This is a genomic window from Paenibacillus sp. NRS-1760, assembly GCF_050467785.1.
Classification (GTDB): domain Bacteria; phylum Bacillota; class Bacilli; order Paenibacillales; family Paenibacillaceae; genus Pristimantibacillus.
The window spans coordinates 625,051-648,845 of record NZ_JBITPK010000014.1 but is presented as its reverse complement, the minus strand read 5'-3'; the positions used below and the strand labels follow the sequence as shown (position 1 = coordinate 648,845).

The 23,795-nt window shown below is 44.7% G+C and carries 24 protein-coding genes; 4 read left to right on the top strand and 20 right to left on the bottom strand.

The window, feature by feature from the left end; genetic code table 11:
* The first annotated feature begins 96 nt into the window (after window positions 1-96).
* Complete coding sequence (locus ACIFSR_RS22245; RefSeq protein ID WP_430060018.1) at window positions 97-480, top strand: collagen-like protein; 384 nt, start codon at window positions 97-99, stop codon at window positions 478-480.
* A 70-nt stretch (window positions 481-550) separates the two neighbouring features.
* Here the strand turns inward: ACIFSR_RS22245 and ACIFSR_RS22240 are convergent, their stop codons facing one another.
* From ACIFSR_RS22240 to erpA, 9 genes are all read right to left on the bottom strand, one after another.
* Window positions 551-2,494, bottom strand: coding sequence for an FtsX-like permease family protein (locus ACIFSR_RS22240; RefSeq protein WP_430060016.1), 1,944 nt, complete (start codon window positions 2,492-2,494; stop codon window positions 551-553).
* Entirely contained in the window at window positions 2,469-3,245 is a 777-nt protein-coding gene (locus ACIFSR_RS22235) for an ABC transporter ATP-binding protein (protein ID WP_339204452.1), read from the bottom strand. The genes ACIFSR_RS22240 and ACIFSR_RS22235 overlap by 26 nt, the downstream gene beginning before the upstream one ends.
* 124 nt (window positions 3,246-3,369) lie before the next feature.
* Window positions 3,370-4,467 (bottom strand): sensor histidine kinase, encoded by a 1,098-nt coding sequence (locus tag ACIFSR_RS22230; protein WP_339204453.1) that lies wholly within the window; start codon window positions 4,465-4,467, stop codon window positions 3,370-3,372.
* Window positions 4,464-5,204, bottom strand: coding sequence for a response regulator transcription factor (locus tag ACIFSR_RS22225; protein WP_339204454.1), 741 nt, complete (start codon window positions 5,202-5,204; stop codon window positions 4,464-4,466). Before ACIFSR_RS22225 ends, ACIFSR_RS22230 begins: the two co-directional genes overlap by 4 nt.
* A gap of 10 nt (window positions 5,205-5,214) precedes the next feature.
* Complete coding sequence (locus ACIFSR_RS22220) at window positions 5,215-6,321, bottom strand: PAS domain-containing sensor histidine kinase (RefSeq protein WP_430060432.1); 1,107 nt, start codon at window positions 6,319-6,321, stop codon at window positions 5,215-5,217.
* A gap of 25 nt (window positions 6,322-6,346) precedes the next feature.
* Entirely contained in the window at window positions 6,347-7,003 is a 657-nt protein-coding gene (locus tag ACIFSR_RS22215) for a response regulator transcription factor (protein ID WP_076267531.1), read from the bottom strand.
* Between the two features lie 119 nt (window positions 7,004-7,122).
* On the bottom strand, window positions 7,123-7,554 hold the full coding sequence (locus ACIFSR_RS22210) for a GAF domain-containing protein (RefSeq protein WP_076267530.1): 432 nt from the start codon (window positions 7,552-7,554) through the stop codon (window positions 7,123-7,125).
* A gap of 479 nt (window positions 7,555-8,033) precedes the next feature.
* The gene (locus tag ACIFSR_RS22205) at window positions 8,034-8,426 is read right to left on the bottom strand and encodes a hypothetical protein (protein ID WP_430060013.1); all 393 of its coding nucleotides are present in this window, start codon (window positions 8,424-8,426) and stop codon (window positions 8,034-8,036) included.
* A gap of 121 nt (window positions 8,427-8,547) precedes the next feature.
* Window positions 8,548-8,910 carry an iron-sulfur cluster insertion protein ErpA gene (gene erpA / locus ACIFSR_RS22200; protein ID WP_339204459.1) on the bottom strand — a complete coding sequence of 121 codons (363 nt, stop codon included), beginning with the start codon at window positions 8,908-8,910 and terminating at the stop codon, window positions 8,548-8,550.
* Window positions 8,911-9,160: 250 nt separating this feature from the next.
* Here erpA and mqnE point away from each other — a divergent pair, with 250 nt between their 5' ends.
* Window positions 9,161-10,264, top strand: coding sequence for an aminofutalosine synthase MqnE (mqnE, locus tag ACIFSR_RS22195; protein ID WP_430060011.1), 1,104 nt, complete (start codon window positions 9,161-9,163; stop codon window positions 10,262-10,264).
* A gap of 62 nt (window positions 10,265-10,326) precedes the next feature.
* Window positions 10,327-11,394, top strand: a complete 1,068-nt coding sequence (locus ACIFSR_RS22190) for an NAD(P)/FAD-dependent oxidoreductase (RefSeq protein ID WP_430060009.1) — start codon at window positions 10,327-10,329, stop codon at window positions 11,392-11,394.
* A 9-nt stretch (window positions 11,395-11,403) separates the two neighbouring features.
* On the opposite strand, the gene ACIFSR_RS22185 is transcribed toward ACIFSR_RS22190, so the two are convergent.
* Entirely contained in the window at window positions 11,404-11,676 is a 273-nt protein-coding gene (locus ACIFSR_RS22185; RefSeq protein WP_339204462.1) for a YuzB family protein, read from the bottom strand.
* A gap of 86 nt (window positions 11,677-11,762) precedes the next feature.
* Here ACIFSR_RS22185 and ACIFSR_RS22180 point away from each other — a divergent pair, with 86 nt between their 5' ends.
* Window positions 11,763-12,008 carry a NifU family protein gene (locus tag ACIFSR_RS22180; protein ID WP_054026871.1) on the top strand — a complete coding sequence of 82 codons (246 nt, stop codon included), beginning with the start codon at window positions 11,763-11,765 and terminating at the stop codon, window positions 12,006-12,008.
* A gap of 119 nt (window positions 12,009-12,127) precedes the next feature.
* Here ACIFSR_RS22180 and ACIFSR_RS22175 read toward each other — a convergent pair whose 3' ends face one another.
* From ACIFSR_RS22175 to ACIFSR_RS22130, 10 genes are all read right to left on the bottom strand, one after another.
* Entirely contained in the window at window positions 12,128-12,910 is a 783-nt protein-coding gene (locus ACIFSR_RS22175; RefSeq protein ID WP_430060007.1) for an SDR family oxidoreductase, read from the bottom strand.
* A gap of 19 nt (window positions 12,911-12,929) precedes the next feature.
* A complete protein-coding gene (locus tag ACIFSR_RS22170) occupies window positions 12,930-13,646 on the bottom strand; it encodes a Cthe_2314 family HEPN domain-containing protein (protein WP_339204464.1) in 717 nt (238 codons plus the stop codon).
* Between the two features lie 61 nt (window positions 13,647-13,707).
* Window positions 13,708-14,637: a COX15/CtaA family protein gene (locus tag ACIFSR_RS22165; protein WP_339204465.1), complete on the bottom strand. Its 930-nt coding sequence runs from the start codon at window positions 14,635-14,637 to the stop codon at window positions 13,708-13,710.
* A 156-nt stretch (window positions 14,638-14,793) separates the two neighbouring features.
* Window positions 14,794-15,141 carry a thioredoxin family protein gene (locus ACIFSR_RS22160; protein WP_339204466.1) on the bottom strand — a complete coding sequence of 116 codons (348 nt, stop codon included), beginning with the start codon at window positions 15,139-15,141 and terminating at the stop codon, window positions 14,794-14,796.
* Window positions 15,142-15,186: 45 nt separating this feature from the next.
* Window positions 15,187-16,806 carry a copper amine oxidase N-terminal domain-containing protein gene (locus tag ACIFSR_RS22155; RefSeq protein ID WP_430060005.1) on the bottom strand — a complete coding sequence of 540 codons (1,620 nt, stop codon included), beginning with the start codon at window positions 16,804-16,806 and terminating at the stop codon, window positions 15,187-15,189.
* A gap of 144 nt (window positions 16,807-16,950) precedes the next feature.
* The gene (locus tag ACIFSR_RS22150) at window positions 16,951-18,132 is read right to left on the bottom strand and encodes a polysaccharide deacetylase family protein (protein WP_430060003.1); all 1,182 of its coding nucleotides are present in this window, start codon (window positions 18,130-18,132) and stop codon (window positions 16,951-16,953) included.
* Window positions 18,133-18,228: 96 nt separating this feature from the next.
* Window positions 18,229-19,572 carry a sensor histidine kinase gene (locus ACIFSR_RS22145; RefSeq protein WP_430060001.1) on the bottom strand — a complete coding sequence of 448 codons (1,344 nt, stop codon included), beginning with the start codon at window positions 19,570-19,572 and terminating at the stop codon, window positions 18,229-18,231.
* Between the two features lie 66 nt (window positions 19,573-19,638).
* A complete protein-coding gene (locus tag ACIFSR_RS22140; RefSeq protein WP_339204471.1) occupies window positions 19,639-20,337 on the bottom strand; it encodes a response regulator transcription factor in 699 nt (232 codons plus the stop codon).
* 155 nt (window positions 20,338-20,492) lie between these two features.
* Entirely contained in the window at window positions 20,493-21,926 is a 1,434-nt protein-coding gene (locus ACIFSR_RS22135) for an ABC transporter substrate-binding protein (RefSeq protein ID WP_430059999.1), read from the bottom strand.
* 222 nt (window positions 21,927-22,148) lie between these two features.
* Window positions 22,149-23,792: a putative polysaccharide biosynthesis protein gene (locus ACIFSR_RS22130; protein WP_339204473.1), complete on the bottom strand. Its 1,644-nt coding sequence runs from the start codon at window positions 23,790-23,792 to the stop codon at window positions 22,149-22,151.
* Window positions 23,793-23,795 lie beyond the last annotated feature (3 nt).

Genomic DNA, 23,795 nt, shown 5'->3' with positions numbered 1-23,795 from the left:
TTTCAGATTGAATCGCTGACAATGATCGTTCGCCCAATCGTTGCTAGGTATTTCTGCATAACATGCATTAGCCCAATTGATAAGGAGTGATTTTGCATGGCATTTATGCCTCCAATAGGCCCGCAAGGGCCAATGGGACCGATGGGGCCTTTCGGACCATTTGGACCGCAAGGTCCACAAGGTCCACAAGGACCGATGGGACCAGGACAACAAGGTCAACCAGGTATGTCGGGTCCGACCGCTCCGCCTCCACAATTCACGCCGCCGCAGCCAGCTGTTTCGTCATTTGCAATTGATCCAGGAGCTATTTCCGGCTGTTTGTTCCACAACACTTACGTATGGATGGAGAATGGTCATGGTTTCTGGTTTTTCCCTGTATTTGTTGGACGTACATCTGTCTCCGGTTTCCGTTGGTTCGGAAGATCATGGGGTTACACCGGTATAGATTTACGGAGAATCAGCTCTTTCACTTGCTTCTAAATGTTCATATGAACATAAAAAAAACGACTTCTCCTCATTTTCTGAGGAAAAAGCCGTTTTTTTAATTTTATTATGCGTTTGCCCCGCGAAGCATGCTCTTCATGTAGCTGCTGCATGCGGTTATGAAGTACAACGTCTGCATCACGATATAAATGCCGATAACGACGAAAGAGTAAATCCAGTTAGATGATTCCATAATGTTGTCGAGTGCTTTCATCGCGAACAAGGCGTGACAAATGCCAACAATGACGGGAACAAAGAAGACGATGCCGACCTGCGTTACAACAATTTTGCGAATCTCGCCCTTCGTCATGCCGATGCGGACTAAAGCTTTAAACTGGGCTTGGTCTTCTTGCAGCTCGGTGAATAGCTTGAAATAAATCATGCTTCCCGATGCAATGAAGAATAGCAAACTAATGAACATACCGATGAATAAAGTCAAAGAAACCGTTTGATTCATTTCTTGCAGCGTTTTTACACGGCTAAAATCGGTTTGGGATTGAAATTGTTCTGGCACAAGCTTACTAAGCCTCTCAACCGTAGCTGCTGTTTTCTCCCAATTGCTTAATTCATAGCCATACATCACATAAAGCTCATCTTCTGGCACACTCGATAGCAGCTTCATGTAAGAAAAATCGTCCATAACGAAAGTAAAATAGTTGCTTTCGAGATAATTCATAACATGAGCTTCTACCGAGCCGCTAATGTCGAATGCCGCTTCCTTGCCATTAATGCTGCCTTTTACAATACCTGCTTGTTCTCTTTCTTTTGATAAAAAGGACTTTATAAGCGTTAGCTTGCCATTCTCAGGCTGAATGCTCGGCTGACCCGTCAATGCTGCAAGCTTGTTATAGTCTGTAGCTGAAATTACCAAAGCATCATAATCATAATCACGGGCCTTTTCATCTCCCCATTTAACCGAAAAGCGATTCAACAGTACGCCAGCTGCCTTTGCTTCACGCACAATTTTGTAGCCGTCCTCTTTGACTACTTGTCTAAGCTTACCTGGGTCAATAACCTCATGTGTATTCAAGCCTTTTTCACTATAAGCTAATGAGAAAGGAGAGTATTCTATCATATTTTTTTTGGCACCGATGTTCATCACATATACCGTCCCAAGGGCAGTCATAACGATCGCGCTAAGAATAGATACAATAAATAAAATACGCGCATTATCCTTAATCTTATAGCCAAGCTGTGCGAACACGATCATATTGGTCCGTTTATAATAGATCGATGATCTTTTTTGAATATAGCGGAGCAGCAAAATGCTCAGCTGAGTAAAGAGAAAGTACGTCCCGATAACGACAGTAATTAGTATTGGCAAGGCTAAAAGCATGAAATTCCCGTCGTTCATAACCAAAGCCATGCTATATGCAGCCGATAAGCAAACGACAGAAATAGCAACCAGCCAAGGCGAGAATACGAGCTGTCCTTTTGGCTTGCGAGCCGCTTTCAGCAAATCAATAATTTCGGTTCGTCCAATGCGAAGTGCTGTCCAAATGGAGATCAGCATGAACAGAACAAAAAATCCGCCTGCCGTTAAGCCAATGGCTTTGATTGGAGCCGCAAAAGATATCGCTTCCTGCAAATTAAGAAGCACCGTTAGAGCCATAAAAAATAGCTTGCTGAACAGCATGCCAAGACCGATGCCTACAGCAATGGCCAGCGCAGCGATGGCTGCATTCTCGTAAATAACAAGCTTTCGAAGCTGAACTTTTGTCATCCCGAATAAAGAGAACAAACCAAATTCCTGCTGCCTCGTTTTGAGAAATGCTGAATTAGAATAGAGCACAAACAAAAACGAGAATATGACGATAATATATTCACAAAACACCATGCCTGTACGAATTTTTGATGCCGCCATAATGTGGCCGCTCGTTACTTCTGGATGGTATAGAAACGCTGCATAAATATAAAAGATCATAACGGAAAAGACACTGCTCAGGAAAAATGCGCTGTACGATCGCCAGTTGCCCCGAATGTTACTAAGCGCGAGCGAACGGAACGTCATCGAAATTACCTCCCAGCACGCTGAGCGCATCTAGTATTTGTTGGAAAAACGCTTGCCTGTTCGAGCCGCGGCGAATTTCCGAGAAAAACTTGCCGTCCTTGATGAATACGATGCGCTGGCAGTAGCTCGCAGAGAATGGATCATGCGTTACCATCAATACGGTCGCCTTAAAACGCTCATTCATGTCCTTCAGGGAATCCATAACATCCTTAGCTGATTTGGAATCGAGATTGCCCGTCAACTCATCTGCAAGCACGAGCGAAGGCTGATGAATAATAGCACGGGCGATTGCTGCGCGCTGCTTCTGGCCGCCAGACACCTCATACGTCCGCTTATTCAAGATTTGTTTGATTTGCAGCAATTCAGCGAGCGAATCCAGTTTTTGTTCAATTAGCTTCGGTGCCATGCCCTCCATTACGAGCGGCAAAATGATGTTTTCTTTGATCGATAATGTGTCTAGCAAGTTAAAATCCTGAAAGACGAAACCGAGCTCGCGGCGGCGAAATAAGGCCAGCTTCTTATCCGTTAGCTTACTTGGGTTTACGCCGTTGATTTCAATTAAACCAGAGGTTGGTCGATCGATCGTGGACAATAAATTCAGCAGAGTTGTTTTTCCGCTGCCCGACGGCCCCATTACCCCTACGAATTCTCCCGCTTCCACTTGCAGCTCTATATCCTCAAGCGCTTTGTAAGCGACGTTGCCTTTACTGCTGTATATTTTGCCAAGCCCTTCTGCTTTTAGTACGCTCATTGCTTTGTTCCTCCCCAGATCTATCTGTAATGTGCTTCATTACCGTTAGTATAGACGAGGGGAAGAGGTTAAACCCATCGATTTCCCTTTCATTCACACCCTGCCAACCTTACAAATTTGTCACCTAACCTGAGCTTCCGTTACCTCCGCTGCCCATAATATGAATGCCGCGCGGTTTGAATGAGACACTGACCGTCGTACTTTCTCCGAGAACCGAGGAAACAGTCATCTCATGACCTAACCGATTGCATACCTGCTTAGCCAAATAAAGCCCCATTCCAGTTGACTCGCCCGCCGTTCGTCCATTCTCACCTGTGAAGAAAGGATCAAAGATGCGTGGAAGATCATGCGGCGCAATACCAATGCCTTCATCGATCACCTGCAGCCTGCCTCCTCCGCCACTGAACGCTTCCAATTGAAAGAGCAGTTTTTTGCCGCCTTCTTTGCTTTTACTATATTTGATTGCGTTGCTAATGAACTGATTGAGCACGAAGTTCATCCATTTCTCATCCGTTTCCACGAATGCTTCCCCCTCGACACGAGGAAAAATGGAGTAACGGATGCAAAGCTTCTTATGGGCGTTGATGACCGAGCGCACAAGTTCATGAAGCGCTACCTGCTTGACATGCAGGTCGATTTCAAACTTATCCAGTCGAGCTGTATACAGCATCATCTCAAGCCCCCGCGTCATCCGATCGGATTCCTCCTGCATACTTAGCGCCAGCTGCTGCTGTTCCTGCTGCGAGGACGAGTTCTGCTGCAAAACCTCCTGAGCGAGCAAATCGATGACAGATACGGGCGTCTTCATATGATGCACCCATTGCAGCACAAAATGATTATGTATTTCCTGCTGCCTTCGATATTTGCCAAGCTCGTTCAAATAAGCCCTGCTCTGCTCCTCCAGCATTTTAGCGACAAGCTTCTGCTCTTGTGTCACAGTAGCTTGTACGATTGTTGAAGCTTGCAGTTCTTCTGACCGTGCAATCGCCTCTAACATTTGCTTAAAGTACGTGCGCTGCCGCAAATAATCGACGACCAGCCACGTCCCTAGCAAAAATAAAGCAATAACAATAAAATAATAAATCGTACCCAGCTCGACTAACCCTGGGTATCGCTCACGCTCAAGGAGAAGCAAGCTGACGGCGAGTAAAATAATTAAACAAACCATAAATATAAATAACAGACGATCACGTAAAAATAACGCCAGCGATAAGCCTCTCATCGTGACGTTTCTCCTACTGCATTTTCTATTACGAGCTTATAGCCCTGTCCCCGCACCGTTTCAATCGCTTTAGGAAGCCCAAGCTCCTCCAGCTTTTTCCGAAGTCTGGTCACATTGACCGTAAGCGTATTATCATCGACGAATTGCACATCGTCCCAAAGCGCTTCAAGCAGCTGCTCGCGCGAAACAACCATGCCATGCCGCTTCATCAAGCATTCAGCCAGCAGCTGCTCGTTTTTTGTCAGCTCAATGCGGCAGTCTCTCCACTCAAGCTCATTACGGTTCAAGTAAAGACGGAGGTCGCCAGCTGACAGCTCCCCTGCTTGCGAGGCAACGCCCGTTTCTGTTGCTGCAGACCCGGATGCCGCATATTCCCCGTAAGCTCGCCTTAGCACACTCTTCACCTTCGCCATTAATAAATCCAAATGGATAGGCTTTGTAATATAATCATCGCCGCCGTTCTCTATAGCCATAACTTGATCCATCTCGCCAGCACGCGCAGAAATAAAAATAATAGGGAGGCTTGAACGTGTTCGAATTTGTCTGCACCAATAATAACCATCATAGTAAGGCAAATTAATATCGAGCAAAATGACATGCGGATCAAAAGCCTCCAGCTCCGGCATAATTTCTCGAAACTGCGTAACAACGGCTGCCTCAAATCCGTATTTATCCATATTTTTTTTGAGGATTGAAGCAATTTTATCGTCGTCCTCTATGATGAAAATTCGATACATGAAATTCCTCCTATAGGTTTACGCCTTTTCCTTCCGAATTCTTATCTTTAGGAACAATAAGCTTCACCTTTGCTCCTTTGCCAGGCTCCGAAACAATATCTAAATAGCCGCCGATGCTGCGAGCTCTCTCCTCCATGCTGAACAAGCCTACACCGTGGCCGATGCGATCAGGACTGAAACCGAGCCCTTGATCTGTTACGCTGACGACGACCTCTTCCTCCAGCTCCTCAACTACAACTTCAGCCTCGCCTACATCGGCATACTTCGCGATATTCGTTAATGCTTCTTGAATGACACGATAAATAGCTGTTTCCTTCATAATGCCCAGCCTGCTCTTTAAATTGCATGTGAGCGCCAATCGAATGCCAAAATGCTGTGAATAATTGTCCACATAAGTTCTTATTGCCGGAACGACACCTAAATCATCGAGCACCGATGGCCTCAGCTCCCAAGCCAGACCACGAATATCCTCCATTACGCCTGATACATCGCTGCGTAGCGCGCCCAGCTCAGGAATGTCATCGTGATCGCCGATGATGCGGTCAAGCTGAATAAGCAGCGAAAAGAGACTTTGGCCAATCCCGTCATGCAGCTCTCTCGATATTCGTTTTCGCTCTTCCTCTTGAATTTCAATTACCTTAACCATCATTTCCTTCAGCTCTTGCTCAGCCCGCTTCCGCTGCGTCACTTCACTGCGAATGGCTAAATATTGATAAGGGTTGCCCGCTTCATCAACGAAGGGAACAATCGTCGTGTTAACCCAGTAGTAGCTGCCATCCTTGGCACGATTTTTAATTTCTCCTCGCCATACTTCGCCTCTTGAAATAACCTCCCACAGCGTGCGGAAGAAATCGCGCCCATGAAATCCGGAGTTGATAATCCGATGATCCTTGCCAATCAACTCTTCACGGCTGTACTTAGAAATTTCACAAAACTTATCGTTTACATATTCAATGCGCCCTTTATGATCCGTTACCGCAACGATAGACGATTCATCCAGCGCAAACTTCACATCTGCAAGCTGCTTAAGTGATTGATTAACTTGCGTAAGCATCGACTTATCGTCAATCTCATCCTCCAGAACGGATAGAAGATAATCGACGTCTGACCCAATCATTCGCCGAAAGTTGTTACCGCCATGCTTAATCAAAATGCAGCAGCCCCTTCTCTAGCGCAAACTTAATGAGCTCCGGCCTTGTTCTAAGCCCGAGCTTATCCATGACATGGCTTTTGTGAGTCTCGACTGTCTTTACGCTGATAATTAAACTTTCCGCTATTTCCTTATTTGAATACCCTTTGGCGATCCAGCCCAAAATCTCCTTTTCACGCTCAGATAACGTGTTGTAAGGGCTGTTGTCCTCCCCGCCTTGCTTCAGCTTGACGAGATATTCACTCATCAACCGCTTGGTAGCCGTAGGATAAAGATATGCATTTCCTTGCGCTACCGACTGAATAGCTGATATGAGCTCATCATGAGGCGCATTTTTCAAAATATAGCCTGAAGCTCCGATATGAATCGCACGGAACAAATATTCGTCATCGTCATGCATCGTCAAAATAAGAACCGCCGTCTCAGGCAGCAGCTTCTTCAGCTCCGTCGTTGCTGTCATCCCGTCTTTGCCATGCGGCATACTTAGATCCATCAATACGACATCCGGCACTAATTGCTGTGCCATCTGAATGGCTTCGTCCCCTTCCGAAGCTTCCCCTACTACTTCGATATCATGCTTGCCGTGAAGCAGCATCGCTAGACCCGATCTGACCATGGCATGATCATCACAAATAAGCAGCTTAATCATCTTATTCTCCCCTCACTGGAATGATACCTCAGTCGATATGAGTCTATCATTTCTTTTATCTATACTAGTATAGCTTACATTAGGCAGTGAATTGTATTTACAGTCAAAAAAAGCCATCATCAAACGAGCATTGATGAGAGCTCTACTGTAATATGTGAAGCCTTCTCGAGCTCTTCGGCGACATAGGTCTTCTCCGAGCGTCTACCGATAAGCAGAACGCCGCAGATGCCTTTAGGCGTTTGAATGGGTACGCTTGCAGCAATGCGCAGCTGCTCCGTCAGCAGAATCGGCTCTCCTAACTTGAACCGCACCGTATCGGTCATAGCCGAGCTTGTGCTTGCGGTTCTGCCGGAGCGTATCGCAGTACCGGACAAACCCGCAGATGACTTCTGCTCAACAAGCGGTGTGCGCTCACTTATACTGCCTGATGCCTTGGACCAGCGCAGTTTACGTTTGCCCGTATCGATCAAGCCGAGTATAGCGAAATCGCTGCCTGTCTCCCTCTTCAATCGCTCGATGTATGCAGCGATTTCCGCTTCTATCGTCTTCATCCTCATTCCTCCTTCAGGAAATACAAGCAATCTCTAACCTTATTATAAAGCTAAGCAAATGCTTTGTATGTCAGGGAATTCCCTGAATTAATGCCATCCAAACCATCATTACCTTAAGTGCACAGTGATTTCGGCATAGAAAAAAGGAGCCCTTTTACAGGCTCCTTCTTCGACGGTGTTTGATCGTACGAGTCTTCACATCTAACACTTCACATTGTTAAGATTACTTGGGCACCGCTTGTACACATTCCGTTTTAATGGATTGCGCTTAGCGTGTGTGTTCAGAGATGCTCTGCGACACAACCCCTCGCTTTCATAAAAGCTTAGTGATTAAATAAGTTCCTCCTGCAGCCCTAGCACCAAAAGGTCCAACGGAACCACACCTCTCTTCACACCGTCAAATATAATATGCACATCATTTTACTGCCTTATACCTGTTTTGAAAATTTTTTTGATGCCTGCATTCAATCCCATTATTATTAGAAGTTCTCCTGCATTTGAACAACAATAAGGCTGGATGACTCTTTCTCTGCATCATGTTGAGCGCTCTTCTGCTCCGCTTCATTTTTATTCAGCAAATAGAACATTTCACCTGCAAAAAATACGATCGTAAAACCAATCACTAACATTAGCTTAATCGTCGTCGCTTTATTTCTTTTCATCATTTCATTTTTTTCGGTTTTCATGGTTGTCCATGTTCTCTTGTCCTTTATTGCCGTGCTCGCCAGGTGACCGCAAGCACATTGGATCGGTGAATGGAACGCATAGCCTTCTGAGGAAATCGTATAGTTGTCTGTTTGAACTGTATGCTTTCTATTGCATGATGTGCAGCCTACCTCAATAAACTGTCTATAATCACGAATAAATTTCATGCGCTGTTATCCCCCAAGATGATCGATTTATAGACTTAAAGCCAAACCGACAACAAAAAAAACTTCCGGAATGCATATGAATTTCATACGCATTTCGGAAGATAACATTCACCGCTCGTTATTAGCACTCGCCTGCTGCAGCTGGTTTTCCTGCATCCTTCGCTGTGCGGAACGATGAACCGCAGCCGCAAGTTGCACTTGCATTCGGGTTCTCGATCGTAAAGCCGCCGCCCATTGCCGATTCCTTAAAATCGATAACAAGACCGGTTAAGTATTTGACGCTTTCTCCATCTACAACCACTTTAAGGCCTTCCATATCTAAAGCCTTATCGCCTTCATGCTCTTCATCGTCAAAGCCCATGCCGTAAGAGAAACCACTGCAGCCGCCTTCTTTTACGCCAATGCGCAAAAACATTTCAGGGCCGCCCTCTTCAGCAAGCATTTCTTTTATTTTGTCAGATGCTGTATCACTGATTGTGATCATGCTACATCCCTCCGTTTATCCATCATTCGTTTTAATTGCTGATTACTTTTCACTTACTTATTTGTAGTATACTCCAGTTTGTTCAGTTGCTCAATAGAAGCATGCCCATAAATGAAATTTACAATTTGTGTAAATGCCAATACTTTTCTTATTGCCCCTGCTACGTATGAGGTTTATAATAGTTACAGCTTCTTTAATCGGAAAAGAAAGTTATTTTTTTCACAAACTACTTAAATCAGGAGGCTTAGCCATGAACGTTATAATACCGACAGAGGATACAAAGATGCAGCACATTATTGAAAAAGTGCGTCATGGGCAGCGTTTAACGCTTGAAGATGGTGTTTTCTTATATCAATCAGACGATCTGCTTACAATTGGGCAGCTCGCAAATGAAGTTGCCTTGCGCAAAAATGGCAAGAAGGTTTATTTTATTGAAAACATGAGTCTTTACTTTACGAACGTATGTGAAGCCCATTGTGCATTTTGCAACTTCCGAAAGGATGAAGGCGAGGAAGGCTCCTACACGCTTAGCGGCGAGCAAATGATTGAATATGTAGAACAGCATTTCCACCCTGGCGTTCGGGAATTTCATATCGTAGGCGGTCATAATCCGAATGTTCCTTTCCAATATTATGTAGATTCTTTGAAAGCATTAAATGAGCGTTATCCCGACGTAACTCTTAAGGCTTATACTGCTGCGGAGATCGACTTTTTCTCCCGAATCAGCGGCTTGACTTACCGCGAGGTGCTTGAGGAGCTCATGAAAGCCGGCCTGAAGTCACTAACAGGCGGAGGCGCAGAAATATTATCAGATCATTACCGCAAAAAAATGCGTGTAGACAAAGCCGATGTTACCCAATATTTGCAGGTTCACCGGACTGCCCATGAACTAGGCCTGCGCACGCACACAACCATGCTATATGGTTCAATTGAAACGAAAGAAGACCGCATCCGCCACATGATGCATATTCGTGATCTTCAAGACGAAACAAACGGCTTCCAAGTATTTATTCCGCTTTCCATGCAGCCGATTAATCCAAGAGCTGGCATTCGCAGACGTAATTCAGCATTCGAGGATCTTAAGACGATTGCAATTAGCCGTTTGATACTTGACAACTTCCAGCATATTAAAGCTTACTTTATTAACATTGGTGTACAGCTTACTCAAGTCGCATTAACGATGGGAGCATCGGATGCGCATGGCACGATTGTGAAGGAAAAAATCAGCCATGCTGCAGGTGCCCTAACTCCTGAAGGCATAACGCGCGAAGATCTCATTTGGCTCATTAAAGGCGCAGGACGAATTCCGGTAGAACGTGATACTTTTTACAATGAAATTAAAGTTTACGAGTGAGTAATCTACAACACGAACGCACAAAATAGACCATCATCTAGAAACGTGGAGTTGGAAATCATATGAGAAAACTTATTATTTTGGGCGGAGGTTATGGCGGTCTTGCCATAGCTAACGAGCTCTTAGAAAAACAGTTGCCGATCGATGTTTCCATCGTACTGATTGACCGAATGCCTTTTCAAGGCTTAAAAACGGAATATTACGCGCTTGCTGCAGGAACCGTTTCAGACCTGGAGCTTCGCGTAAAGTTTCCGGTTGATCCAAGAATTTCACTCGCTTACGGCGAGGTCACCGATGTGGATATGGAGCTGAAGCTTGTTCATATCGAAGGTCAAGAATCAATGGAATATGAATGGCTTGTGATCGGCCTTGGATGTACGGATAAATATCATGGGATTGAAGGCGCTGAGCTGTATTCTACGAGCATTCAGACCTTCTCAGCCGCTAGACAAACCTACGCTCAGCTCAATGACGTTAAACCCTATGGCCAAGTGTCCATTGTAGGCGGCGGACTAAGCGGTGTCGAGGTTGCAGCGGAACTGCGCGAGAGTCGTCCTGATCTTAACATTCGCATTTTGGATCGCGGGCCTAAGGTGCTCTCGGCTTTCCCGAGCAAGCTGCAATCCTTTGTAGCGGAATGGTTCGGAGAGCATCATGTTGAAATGCGCGGCCATGTCGGACTTACAAAAGTCGAAGGCGGCATTTTGCATGATGGCAATTCTTCAACGCCTATTTATACAGACGTAACGGTATGGACAGCAGGCATCCAGCCTGTACCGCTTGTGCAGCGAATGGAATTGCCGAAGGATAATCAAGGCAGACTTATCATTAATGAATACCATCAATTGCCGGATCATACCGATGTATTTATCGTTGGTGACTGCGCGGCACTGCCGCTGTCGCCAAGCGGTCAAGCCGCAGGTGCCCAAGGCAAGCAAATTGCCGAGGTCCTGCAGGCTATCTGGCATGATAAGACACCTCGTCTTGGCAAAATCAAGCTAAAAGGCGTTCTCGGTTCACTTGGCAAAAAAAGCGGCTTCGGCTTGATGGGCGGAACCGCGATTATGGGCCGTGTGCCGCGCCTTGTTAAGAGTGGAGTGCTTTGGAGATCTAAACGTCACCTTGGCTAGTACATGGTATTACAAATCATCGAGCAGCTTATCCAGCGCATCTTGATCTGCCTTTTGCTGCTCAATGGCTTTCAAAATATTGTCGTACAGCTCGTCTACCGAGTCTGCGGATACGATTGCACCCTCAACTAACGCAAATGGGTTCAAATAACATTCGCCGCAGTTGCCTAAGCAGCCATATTCGGTTACTTCGTATTCATCATTTTGCTCAAATAATTGCATTATACGATCAGTGCCGTGGTGCATATTACTGGCACAAAACTCAATCATTGTTTTAAACATGAGGCCTCACCTAACTTTACTAAGTTACTATCCATTTTCAATTGCTTCACTTTGTACTATAATAGGGGAGAAAGGAGATGATTGCAATGAGTGAACAAGTACAAGACACAATGTACGATGAAGTATTGGACGTACTCGATAAGCTTCGTCCGTTTTTGCAGCGCGACGGCGGCGATGTTGAACTAGTCGATGTTGAAGGCGGCATCATCAAGCTTCGCCTAATGGGTGCATGCGGAAGCTGCCCAAGCTCGACGATCACGCTTAAAGCGGGTATCGAACGCGCACTTCTCGAAGAAGTTGAAGGTGTAATCGAAGTCGTTCAAGTATTCTAAAAATATAAGAACGAATCATGATTGCTCTAGGCATGACAAATGATGAAGAGTCTTATCGACAGCATAGGAGCTAGCTCCGAAGCTTAACGATAAGACTCTTTTTTTTAATTCCTATAAGATCAGAACATCCCTTTAATATTGGCGACGATTGGATCGAAGCCGCCTGTGACATCAATTACATTGCCCGTCAAGAAATTCGATTGCCGGTCACATAGAAACAGCACCACGCGCGCTACATCCTCCCCAGTACCCGGACGTCCAATCGGCGATTCTTTATCGTAGTCTTCCTCAACCTCGGCTATAGATCGTTCCTTGTTGACGCCCCGAATATCTCCAGGCCCGATTAAATTAACCGTAATGCCATGCGGTGCCTCTTCGACTGCTAATGACTTCGTAAACGAGACAAGTCCTGTCTTCGCTGCGGCATATACCGCTCGATGCGGCCAAGCCCGCGCTTCTCCTGCATGTCCGAAGCCAAAGTGAACGATACGTCCCCATTTGCGCTCACGCATGCCTGGCAGCAGGCGATGATCCAGCAGCATAACGCCTAACAAATTGCCGTGGAGCAGTCTAATAATAGTCTCTTCATCATATTCGCTGAATAGACGCCGCTTGCGGACAAATGGGCCTGCGTTGTTGACCAGTATATCTACGCCGCCAAACGAGCGCTCAGCCTCGTCAGCAAGCCGCTCAACGCCCTCAGTCGTAGCAATATCAGCCTGCACGGTAATTGCCTTTACACCAAGCTGCTCGATCTTTGCCTTTACCTGCTGTGCTTCAAGCTCGCTCTCGTAGTAGTTAATGACAACATTGCAGCCTTGCTCAGCAAGCTGGAGCGCCGTTCGTTTGCCGAGTCCCTTAGCGCTGCCTGTTACTAATGCTGTTTTCCCTTTGAGTCCCACGAGTTTTCCCCCCTCGGGATTATGGTTGCTTGTTTCGCATCAATCCGCATGCGTATTGATACGTGAGCAGTAGCGACTCCATCGCTAAATATAGACCCTGCGTCAAATCAGCGGATTGCTCTGCTACATTTTCCAGCTTGATCTCTTCACCGTACATACGGCTGCTTTGAATAAGATCATCTTGCATCTCCGAGTTCATAAAATGAATCTCGGTATTTCTGCGCTTGCGCATCCTTGTTGTTGATTCCTTGTATTTCTCCTTCACATCATTCAGCTTCCAAGTAAGCCCTGGATGAGCTTTCTTCTCCCTCATGTTGCGCAAAACGGTGAAATAGGAAAAATGCGGCTTGATCCGCTCCGTTCTCATATCGAGCAGCTCATTAAGGAACGTACCAAGCTTATCCAGCAAAGAAAATACACGGATAAAAGCGTTTTTATCAAAGTAGATATAACGATTATAATGGATACGTTCCTCATCTGTCATTTGTTTGAGAGATGAGGAAGTAATTTTATGTTGGAAATGAAGGGCGACATAATGGCTTTGCTCTAGCTCGTCCAATGAAGAACGAAGTCCAAGAGTCCAAATCTCATATTTTCGCAGCTTTTGAACGTCAGCTCCGTTCTCGGCCATTTTTTTGGACAAAATGGAGATGAACTGATCCATGAAACGATACGTTTCTGCAAGGGTTCCTTCCGCTTTTCTTAAGGGTTCATCAAACAGGAAACGCAGCATCATCGAACAGTCCCTTCTACATTTACATGCTTACAGCTGACTTTGATCATTTCAAATGCTTTTACTATCCTTTGCGCCCTTCTCTGAGGCGCCATGAACGAATTAATATGTCCATTAATAATCCAAACAATCCGGTTACAATCAGATTGTGCAATAAATTGGTGAACAGAAACCACTCTGAGTTTGTAATCGTAGCTGTCAAAAGTGCGCCGCTGAAAATTTGAGTAATGACAAGTCCGAGCGTCCACGCAGCAGGCTTCGTTAATCCAGCTCCGCCATGGCTGACCTTACGAATATGGAGATACAATCCTGCAAGGCTGATACCTAGCAGCAAAGCAGCCACACGGTGGATAAATACCGCTCCTGTTGCTCCGCTAATCTCTGGAATTACTTCACCGTTACAAAGCGGCCAGCCTAGACATCCGCCGCCAGACTCCGTATGCCGAATGAATGCTCCCAAATATACAACAACGTAACAAAAGATAGCGGTAAGCAGGACGCGAGGGAAAATTGAGCGCGGTACTTTAAACTCCACTGGCGGTCCGTCTTTCGCTCTAAACGTCCAAATTACTAACAACAGTGTTGCTGCAAAAGCGATTAATGAAATACCAAAATGTATGGCCATAATAGGTGGCGATTGAGGCCACATGACGGCGGCCGCCCCCATTAACGCTTGGATAATTGTGAATAACAATGCACCGCCCGCATAAAAAAGTGGCTCCTTGTAGCTTTTTCGGTTTTGCCTAAATTTACGGAACATTGCAACGGCAGTAGCGAGAACAAGAAGACCTTCAAAACCTGTCACAAGCCGATGTGAATATTCAATCATGGATTCAATTGTATAAGCAGGAATAAATTTGCCATGACACAAAGGCCAGTCATCACCGCAGCCTCGTCCAGAATCCGTATTCGTCACTAATGCTCCGCCGAGCAGTACAAGAAGCATTCCGATGCACGCAGCGAGAGCTAACGCGCGAAAACGCCCGGTTACCATAATAAAATCACCTTATTTCATGTTTTAATAACAGTTCAATTATAGCCATAAAAAAAGGCAAAAGCCATGTTGAAAATGTGACACTTCAAGTAGAAGCACTGAAAAAAAGGAAAGCCCGCGCTGAGAGAATGAATTCTCTAAGGCGCGGACTAACGATTACTTTTGAGCCAGCGCATCGCTGACTTGGATGGCACGATCGACGAATTCCTCGATTTCCTCGCGTGATTTGCGCAGCTTGCTAACGAATCTAACTAGCTCCTTGCTTTCACGGAAAGCGATAAAGCTCGGTATGCCCAGTATGTTCAGTTCGGAGCAAAGATCAGGTAGATCGTCGCGATCCAGCTCGATGAAAGTAACCTTGCCCTCATAATGACGTTCTAAATCCGGCATAAACGGATCGATAAAATGGCAATCCTTGCACCAAGTCGTCTTAAATACTGCAATCGTGAGCCCTTCGCTTGCCACTGCTTCGCGGAAAGCCTCATCTGTCGTTAACTTTTTCATCTCGCACCTCTGCACATCGTTGTATTTAACATGATCTTATGCTGCTTAGACTTCCCGATCCAGCGTAAATATTCTCATGTCTTCGCCCATGTCGACCCAGCCAATCTTTGCTTTTAATGCTGCAGCCAAATTACGCGCTGGAACATAAGTCGTACCATTAATAACGGTTACCGGGAACGCCCATTTTACATTTTTACCGTTAACGACGGCTGTATCGCTGCCATTTTTTAGAACAATGGTCGTATTTGTAGCTCCATCATTAACTTTTAAGCTTTTTGTTTTTGCGTCATACGTGAGAGTAGCACCCAACTGCTCAACCGTATCGCGGAGAGGAATAATTGTAATATTGTCGGCAGTCAAAATGACAGGATTATAATAATCAGAAGGATACCATGTGATGTTCTGCTTGCCGATATGCAATTTATTTTTCAATAAATCATAAGCAAATGATTTTTCATCAAATTGCTTCAATACTTGATAACCTTGCATGCCAAAAAGCTTATCTACAGAAATATCCGTCTTGGATGCTACAGGCGCATCTGCCTTTACATCGCCGTTTACATTCCAAGTTTCGCTTTCAACCTTGATTGTCAGCCCTTTAACCGGCAAAATACCGTATTCTAGATCCACTGTTGGAACATAAGAAAGCTCATAGGCTTGCTTCCGAATATCCAGCTTATTATCGAAATAAACATCTGCTTTGATGGTTAAGTCCTTGCTGAAAATTTCATCTAATGTTTCATCCGGCTCTTCCTCTAGCAGCTTCAGCTCGCCCTGCAGCTCCGTTAAGAGAAGAGCGATAGCGTCCGTTGCTTCCTTGATCGCTTCCTTAGGATCCTGAGCATCTAATCCGCTGCCTTCAAATGGGTTAATCGTACCTGCAGCTGCCCATACATTTGGATTGCTCTGAAGAATCTCAAACACGCCTGTTATCATCTTGTCTAAACCAACACGATCAGCAACAAGTGCATCAACATATTTTTTCACCCATGCCCAAATTTCAGGACCATCGAGGTCAACATGCACTTTCATCAATGAAGTCGGTGAACCATTAATGGATTCATTTACTGGCTTCACTTCAATTCGTTCTGGATTTGGCAGGTTATGTATAACATACGAGCCAATGGTATCCAGCATCTGGTGGCCAAGCGCAGTTAGCGCCGCTTCATCAACAGCCGGAGCTTCAGCAGATGCTGCTCCCGCTGGCAATCCCGTCAAATCTGATACCCCTGTCAAACCAAGCAAGCCCTCGCTCGTCAAATCAAGCACAAAAGGATGCTTTGCTCCCTCAAGCTCCATCACAGCAAGTTTGTCAGACATTTTCAATGAAAATTTAATGCTTGCCGCTTCTCCAAAAACGAGGCTTCCATCCATGGAGATATTTGAGCTGTCCTGCGCTTTAACATGATCCAGCTGAAGCTTCATATTGGAAACCAGCTTCATCATGGCAAGTTCCTCTTCAGGAGCACCTTCATAGGCTTCCTCATCTAGCAAGAGCTTAAATTCTAGCGATTGCTTGCTTTCACTTGAAGTAACTTTAAGTGAATTTTTGAGCGCCGTATTAAAATCAAGATTGGAAACCGCTTGACAACCGGCAACGAAAATAAGTGTTAAAGCTAATAAAAGAATCAATAACTTGCTTGGTCTTGCTAAAAATGATTTCATCCACTCGTCTCCTTTGTTATCGAACATCAATAAGCAGGTTATTGTTATTCACAAACTCTACTCATTGTACAGGAGACTCTATTTGTTGTAAATGTATGGAAAGCACTAGTTTTGTCGAATTTTCAAGCCTTTTACAAGCAGCCATTACGACTGTTTTGTTTGGATTTCCACTTGCTTTGTATCACTACGCCAATAGATTTTCCAATCATAATAATTTGCAATGTCTCGCAACGCAATCATTTGCACCTCAGTACCAGATTTCTCGGAGAAATGGATGTCAGGAAACTCTTTCTCGTCAATAAACAGCTTAGCAGAATGATCGCCCTTCAACTTACGGAAAAGCTCATCTTCGGTTTCACCTGCTCTTGCCCCATTGATTCGGAAGCCATTGTGATGAAACTTAGAGTTAATGCCTTCTTTCGTCGTAAACGTAATAGGTATACCTACCGCTTTGGTCAGCTCCAGAACTGCTTCACTATAAGCACCATATGGAAACGCAAGCGTACTCACCTTATTGCCGAGTTCACTCTTCAGCCGATCCTCAGCCCTAAGCAAATCTTTTTTCAACCGTTCAACGTACTCCGCCTTTGTTTCCATCTTTTTCTTTTGTTTATCATAATTAAGCTTGGACATGACAGGCGCTTCATTTCCGTGTTCATTCACTGCTCCATAACGATGCATATCAAAGGTGTGGCTCATAAAGCTCATTCCCGCTTGCTGCATTTCCCTCATCTGATCCCAAGTCAGCTTGGGCGTTCCCGGCTTCGTACGGTCATCGATCGTCGAGACGATTACAAAATTGACAGCAGGATAACCGTATTCCTTCAGAATCGGATAAGCAAGCTTATAAAAGCTTTCATAGCCGTCGTCAAATGTAATCAACAGCGCATTGTCCGGCACATGGCCTTTTCCTTGCATGAAGTTAATATATTGTTCAATAGTAATAACTTGAAAGCCGTTTTGCTTCACAAGCTGCATTTGTTTTTTAAACCGCTCCACAGCAATTATGCCATCAGACTGAGGTTTTATTGCGATATCATGATACATAAGAACAGCGACCTGCTCTGAATAATAAACACTCTTGTTACTAGAAGACATATTGAATAAATCATACTGCTTGTCAAACGCTTGCTCCAAATATTGCGCCGACACCATCAAGCGGTCGTTTTGAATCATAGCAGGTGCTTGGCCCTCTAGCTTTGTACCATTTACTATCAATTGAACACTGTTTACCTTGTTCTCATTTGAACATCCGGTCAGCAGCCATCCAACCATCATAGCGACAGCAATGACGATTGCTAGCGCTGCTTTTTTCTTTTGATCCATTATGATTTCCCCCTCAACTACCCAACTAATGGATAGTGTAGAGGAGAAATCTTATCGACTGCGTTTATAGCCGCTTAACATATGCTTAAAGAAATCTTAAGTTTCAAGATGCGCCAACGGGAAGCTCATCTCGAATATCGTTTCCTTTGTGGAACTGCTAACCGATATTCGTCCATTTTGCGCTTCGATAATACTTTTGGTAATCGCAAGTCCAAGCCCCGTTCCTCCAGACCCCGACTCAGAAGATCTTGACCTGTCAACACGGTAGAAGCGGTCAAAAATAAATGGAACATCTTGTGCCGGAATTTGCTCGCCGTAATTAATGACTCGAATGACAGCTCGATCCTCTATATTCTCGATCTGCAAATCGATAATTTTGCCTGAGCTGCCATATTGAATGGCGTTGGTCATTAAATTATCGAAAGCGCGCGCCAGCATATTCCCGTCTGCCATAATGAACAATGTATTTTCCTTTGTTTGAATATTGCAGGTCATTTTCGCCTTCTCTAGGCTTGGAACAAACTCCTCGGTAAGCTGAAGTGCGAAGCCGACAATGTCTAGTTCATCAAGCTCCAGCGGCATGCCGTTGTTTAGCTTTGTGTATTCAAACAGATCATCGATCAATCGTTTCAGATGCTTCGATTTCTCATAAGCGATATTTACGAAATATCGAAGCTCTACCTCATCCTGATATCGATCCTGATCAATCAGCTCAAGGAATCCTAAAATGGACGTAAGCGGTGTACGCAGATCATGAGATACACCGGTAATTAAATCATTTTTTGATTTCTCGGCATTTCGCTCATCCTGCAGCAGCTGATTGAACTGCTTGCCTAATCCATTTATGCTGCTTGCTATTTCTCCAAGCTCATCCGACGCTTTGACAGGAATAACATAATCAAGCTCCCCAGCACCCAGCTGCTGCAGGCCAAATCGGATTTCCTTCAAATAGTTAATCATGTTCCTGCTTGTCCAGAAAAATAACGCTAGAAAAAGCAGACATCCAAAAATAGCAATGACAGGGGCAGAACCAATATTGTTTACGATCCAAATTAATGTACGATTATACGATGTGTATTGCATAAGAAAATAGGCAAGCAAATGTCCTGCAATGACGCAGCATAACATAAGACCTAAGCTTTGTAAGAAAGCAATGATAAAGGATAAGCGAATGGTACGGAAAAACTTATAACCCTTCTGATTATCACTCGCCCCGCGCTGGTCAAGCTTCCTGTAGCCAATTACAAAGATCAATAAACCCGCAACAGCTGCGATTGGCTTTGATCCGATGTTCTCAATTGCCCATATAATTGTCTTGTCGTATGGCTTTATATCTAACATAAACCACAGCAGCATCCAGCCAATCACAGCAAACAGCACCGCTGCTCCTAAACTTGCTGCAGCTGCCTTTAAGTTGAATTTTTTCTTTTTCTTCATCATTTCAGCACCTTCATTTGCGAGGTTTGCATCTAAATAGGCAGGTGGAAGACGTGGTTCACACGTTGCCTATAGCGCATCCATTTTATAGCCTATTCCCCAAACGGTTTTGATAAATCTCGGATTTTGGGCGTCCTTCTCAATTTTCTCTCGAATTTTACGGATGTGAACCATAACGGTGTTTTTGGATTCCATAAAAGGCTCATTCCAAGCGCTCTCATATATCTTGTCCATGCTGAGGACGATACCGCGATTGACTGCTAGCAGGGTAAGAATAGAAAACTCACGAGGCGTCAGTTTAATTTCCTGCCGATCAACGGTTACCGTATGCGTGGCTGTATTTATAATGAGATCATCGATGATGATTTCATTGTCATTATGACTCGCTTTCGAATGAAATTGCTTCGCTCTGCGGATATGAGATTTGACGCTGGCGAGCAGTACCAGAGGGCTGAATGGCTTCGTGACATATTCGTCCGCACCGAGGCTAAGACCCGATATTTTATCAATATCCTGCGATTTGGCGGACAGCATAATAATCGGAATATGGTTTTGCTCCCGAATTTTCATGCATGCTTCAAGCCCATCCATAACAGGCATCATCACATCAAGTATAATAAGATCCACCTTATGCGTATTAAGCTTCTCCAGCGCTTCAAGCCCATTGGATGCCTTTAGCATCGTAAACCCTTCATTTTTAAAATAAATTTCCATTAGGCTTAGTATTTCCTTCTCATCATCTACCATAAGTATCGTTTCTCTATTCATGTCTCTGTACTCCCTCCTGCGGTGTGCTACTTATTAAATATAACATGATCTGTATCCATTGGTTCATTTATGCATGTTACAGAGTGGCGCAGCAAATAAAAAAGGAGCAGACTTCGCTTAATGGCGTAAGAAAGCTCCCCTTTATCATTGATTCCTTACTCCGTTTTGGACGATGCCTCGCTGCTTTCACCAGCAGCTGCGCCATCCGCCCGTTCAGCATCTTCTTTAGCAAGCATTTCTTGGCCTTTAACCTGCAATATACTAAGTGCCGAGTTTAAATCCTGTGCGTCTTCCTTCACCTTTTTCATCTCTTCCTTAACCGCCTTTGTGAATTCCTCGTAGAAGGTGTCAGGCAGCTTGTCAAAATTTTTGTAGCCATTAAAAGAACTTGGTTTTAACTCATAGAATGCAGCATAATTATGCCCTTCAACATCCGTAATATATTTGGTGCGAACCGGCAAACCATTGTAATTGTTCGACTTTGATTTTACTCTCGCATAATCATCGCTTGTCACATAGTTAAGAAAATCCCATGCAACCTCCTTGTTTGGAGAGTCTGCTCGAATTGCAAATAAATTATTAAATGACATCATATTCGATTCATCTGGACTTTGCTGTCCGATTGGAGCTGTCGCGATGTCCCAATTTTTTACGATCTTATCTTTTAGGCTTGGATAGTCGCTTGCCTGCTTGATTTGGTTCGTGTAACCAACGTCTTGAATCGTCATCGCCAAACGACCGGACAGGAAAGGATCTGATAACAGGTAATCCTCATAGGACTGTGACATCGCTCCCGCTTGGCTGCTCATACTTTCAAAATAAAGCGCGTTTGAGTCAACTGCATCCAGCGCCTGCTGAAATACATTTTTCCACGAATCCGTATGTATGGTCATTTGCTTTTGCCCAGCATTCACATAGCTAACCTTTTCAGACTCTGCCAGCATGATGGCCAAATCAAACAGCTCCTCGCGATATCCCACTTTCAAACCGTATACCCGCTCCTTCATATCACCGCCCGTAGGGAAACGCCTCGCCAATTGTATCGTTTCATTCCAGCTCATTCGGTTTCGCGGAAGCTCAATTTTGTATTTTTCAAATAAATCCTTGTTGTAGTAAATAACCTGGCTGTAGAAGCTAGGCGCTAAACCGTATAATTTGCCGCCGCCCTGCTCCTTCAAATAGTCAAGCATACCAGGAATCAATCCCTCGGTTTCGTACTTTTCCTTCTCCATAACAGCATCGAGATCATACAGCTTGCCTTCTTGTGACAGCTTTTGGTACCTCTCTGCATCCAGCATTAAAATATCAGGCTGTTTTTCTTCTATAAATTTGTTAAACGCAGTATCGTAATCTGTATTTTCTTCACTATACATCGACTGATTGCTAATGACTTCAATTTCAACATTTGGATATAATGCCGAGAACACCATACCATAATCTTGAAAGAACATGCCTTCATCGTAATACATGACCTTCAGTGACGACTGCTTCATTTTATTACTATCCTTATTGTCTCCTCCAAAGCTGCAGCCAGTTGCCACTAATGCCAAAACAACGACTGATAAAACAAACCTTGACCTTGCTTTCATCTTCCGTTTCTCTCCCTCTCCGCTTATCCCTAATATGTATCCATATCCTACTGATTTATAGTCTAGAGGAAAAAACTTACTAATTCTCTCTGCTATTTCTTAACATTAGCTTAATGAATGCTTAAGTTTTTCAAAGTTTTCGAAGCAGTAAGGGAGCTCTAACGAAAAAAAGGACACATCCCCCTATAAGGGCTGTGTCCTTTCTTCCATAAAAACTTATGATTATACCGCTTTTTTGTAAAATGGCTTTAAAACAATCCCGAGTAATTTGCGGAGCGGCCCTGGGAACGAGCGCACATCCTCTGGTGTGATAACACGAAGCGCAGCGAGCAATATGAGATAAAGTGAACCTACAACAACAGATGCAACAGCTGCTGCCAAGAAATAGGAAAGCTTATCAGCCCATGCTCCCGTAATAGCCAGCACCCCGTACTCAGCTCCCCAGCCTGCGAGGGCAGGTACAGCAATTGCGATCAAATAGGCCATCCATTTGCCGCCTAGCACGTTCAAGTTAACGTCCTTATTAATGCTTCTTAAATTCAAGTACGTAATGACAACGAAACAAATCGTAGATCCAATAATAAATCCATAGACGCCAAGCAAAGGAGCAAGCGCCAGACTGAACACCACTTTAAGCGCCAAACCAATAAACGTATGGTTCATCGGCAGCTTAGGCTTGTTGAGTCCGTATAGGATCGAATTCGAAATCATCATTGTAATTTGGAAGATCGCTCCGGCTGTAAGCATCGCTACCGTCCCGCTTCCGCTTGGAGTCGTAAACAACAGTCCAGTTACGGAATAAGAGGCTACTGCCAGCAGCAGCGCAACCGGTACGCCTGTAAACAACACAATCCGCATGACGAGCGAGGATTGACGCTGCACTTCCTTCATATTATTCAAGGCAAATGCCGAGGAAATGATCGGTATAATAGACGCGCCAAGCGCAATCGCAAGAATCGGAGGTATACCTGCTATCCCCATCGCCTTCGTGGAGTAATCCGCCAACGCTTTTGTTGCTGAATTTTCATTATAAAAGGATTCCGTCAATCGCATAAATATCGTTATATCAAAAAAGTACAATAGCTGTACCGTCATCGCCGTTACGACAGCAGGAATGGAAGTGCCGAATATTTCTTTATAAATGGTCCGATAAGGTAGGTTGGAGCTTGTCTTTGCCGACTTATCCTTCACATTTATAGCGGATTTGGCATGCTCCGATTGATCTTGTTTTTTCAGCTTCCGCCAAAACCACATCATAACCGAAAATGCACCAATACTTCCGAGCACAGAACCAAACGCAATAGCTGCAGCGCCGTACTTATCTCCCCAGCCCCAGCCGAGTACGATCAGGGCTAGTCCAATTCCACCGATAAGCCTTAAAATTTGTTCCATGATTTGAGAAATACCGCCTGCGGACATGATCTGCCGACCTTGGAAGTAACCTCGCATCATCGCAATAATAGGAAATAGCAGCAGCGCAGGCGCTATAGCTTGCAGCGATAAAGCTGCATCCGGCACCTTCGAGAACCGTTCATAAGCTGGTGCAAAAACAAACATCGCAGTGGCAAGCAATATCCCTGTCACTGCTCCAAACATTAATGCCGCTCGATAAATTCGTTTGGCTTCATCGGGGCGGCCAAGCGCATAGCGCTGAGAAATCATACGACTAATCGATAGCGGTATGCCGCCCGTCGCAATCGTTAGCAGTAATAAGTAAATCGTATTCGCTGAGTTGAATGCCGCCTGTCCGGCAGCTCCCAGCATATATTCGAGCGGAATCCGCTGGAACAAGCCGAGAAACCGGACGACCAGCGCTGCGGCTGCCAGTATAATTGTGCCTTTAATTAATGAGTCTTTTTTTAGCATAAT